We start from the raw sequence: 1,503 nt of genomic DNA, 5'->3' as shown, positions 1-1,503 counted from the left end.
CGAGCAGTGCGGCCTGCCGCACCCGCAGGGCGTGCGGCACCACGATGTCCGCCAACTGCTCGGCCGTGTCGGCTGAGTCGTCCAGCCACTCGACGTGCTCACCGCCCGCGCCCAGCAGTGCGATCACCGTCTCGGCGTCGCCATCGCGAATTGCGGTGGCCAGCGCACCGATCGACTCTTTGTAGCGGTGTGGTGTCCGCAGCGTCGCCACCGGGGTGTCGGGGTGTGCCGAGAGCCCGTCCACCAGATCAGCCAGCACCGCACCGGCTTCCACCGAGGCCAGCTGATCGGGGTCACCGACCAGGATCAGCCGGGCGTCCGGGCGCACCGCCTCCAGCAATCGGGCCATCAGGGTCAGCGACACCATCGACGTCTCGTCGACCACGATCACGTCGTGCGGCAACCGGTTGCCGCGATTGTGCTTGAACCGCATCGAACTGCCGGGGCGCCACCCCAGCAGCCTGTGCAGCGTGGTGGCCTGCAGCCCGGCCAGCCGGGCCCGATCAACCGGCTCGAGGTTGGTCACCTCAACGGCGACCGCCTCGGTCAGCCGGGCTGCGGCTTTGCCGGTCGGCGCGGCCAACGCGATCCGCAGTGCCGCCTTGCCCGCCTTGCCCGACGCTTCGGCCTGTTCGGCCAGCAGTGCCAGCAGCCGCGCCACCGTCGTCGTTTTCCCGGTTCCGGGACCGCCGGTGAGCACCGTGACCGCCTGTGACAGCACGATCTTGGCGGCCGTCCGCTGCTCGCCGAAACGATCGGGTGGGAACAGCCGCTCCAGGGCTGGCAGCTCGGCCGGTGCCGTCCCGGGCGACGAGAGCGCCAGCAGGTCGGTGCAGACCTGCTCCTCTTCGCGCCAGTACCGGTCGAGGTAGAGCAGCCCGCCGGCACCGCTGTCGTAGAGCCGCAGCACCTGCTCGGCCACCAGTCGGCTAGCCCGCACCGCGGCCAGCCACCGCTCGGGGTCGGGCCAGGCCAACTCCGGTCTCTCGGTGTCCCGGGCGACCGCACGCAGATCCACGCAGACCGAGCCGCCGCGCAGCGCCCGCACCGCCAGCGCCAGGGCCAGCGTCACAATCTGGTCGGTCTCCTTGCCCAGAACGGAGATCCGCTGGGCCACATGCACATCAGCGGCGTCGAGCACGCCGGCTTGGTTGAACGTACGCAGCAGGCCGGTGGCTTGGGTCGCCACCCGGAAATCCAGCGGGTCGTCGATGGCGGCAGTGGTGCTCATGCCGCCGGCCGTCCTTCGTGCAGCAGATCCGACAGTGCGGTCACCAGCGCCGCCGGCGGGCGCCAGCTGAACACTCCGGCGGGGTGGCCGTCCAACGCCGGGGTATCCGCACCGCACATACCGCGCACCAACAGATACAGCACCCCGCCCAGGTGCCGCTCCGGGTCGTAGCCAGGCTGGCGCCAGCGCAGGAAACGGTGCAGCACAGCCACATACAGCAGCGCCTGCAGGGGGTAGTCGGAGTGCAGCATCGCCTCGGCTAGTCGTGGGTA

2 protein-coding genes are annotated in these 1,503 nt (G+C 70.8%); both read right to left on the bottom strand.

All coding sequences use genetic code 11. From position 1 onward, the window contains the following. Nucleotides 1–1,231 (bottom strand): exodeoxyribonuclease V subunit alpha (recD, locus tag AC2VON_RS22125; protein WP_486954787.1); only part of this gene is annotated, 1,231 nt, incomplete at its 3' end. Then, nucleotides 1,228–1,503: hypothetical protein (locus AC2VON_RS22120; protein WP_486954786.1), on the bottom strand; the 276-nt coding region annotated here is incomplete at its 5' end. The genes recD and AC2VON_RS22120, both read right to left, overlap by 4 nt.

It is taken from the genome of Mycobacterium sp. TH-M82 (assembly GCF_057473605.1).
Note: the sequence above shows the minus strand (reverse complement) of the source record. Positions and strands in the feature narration are given on the sequence as shown.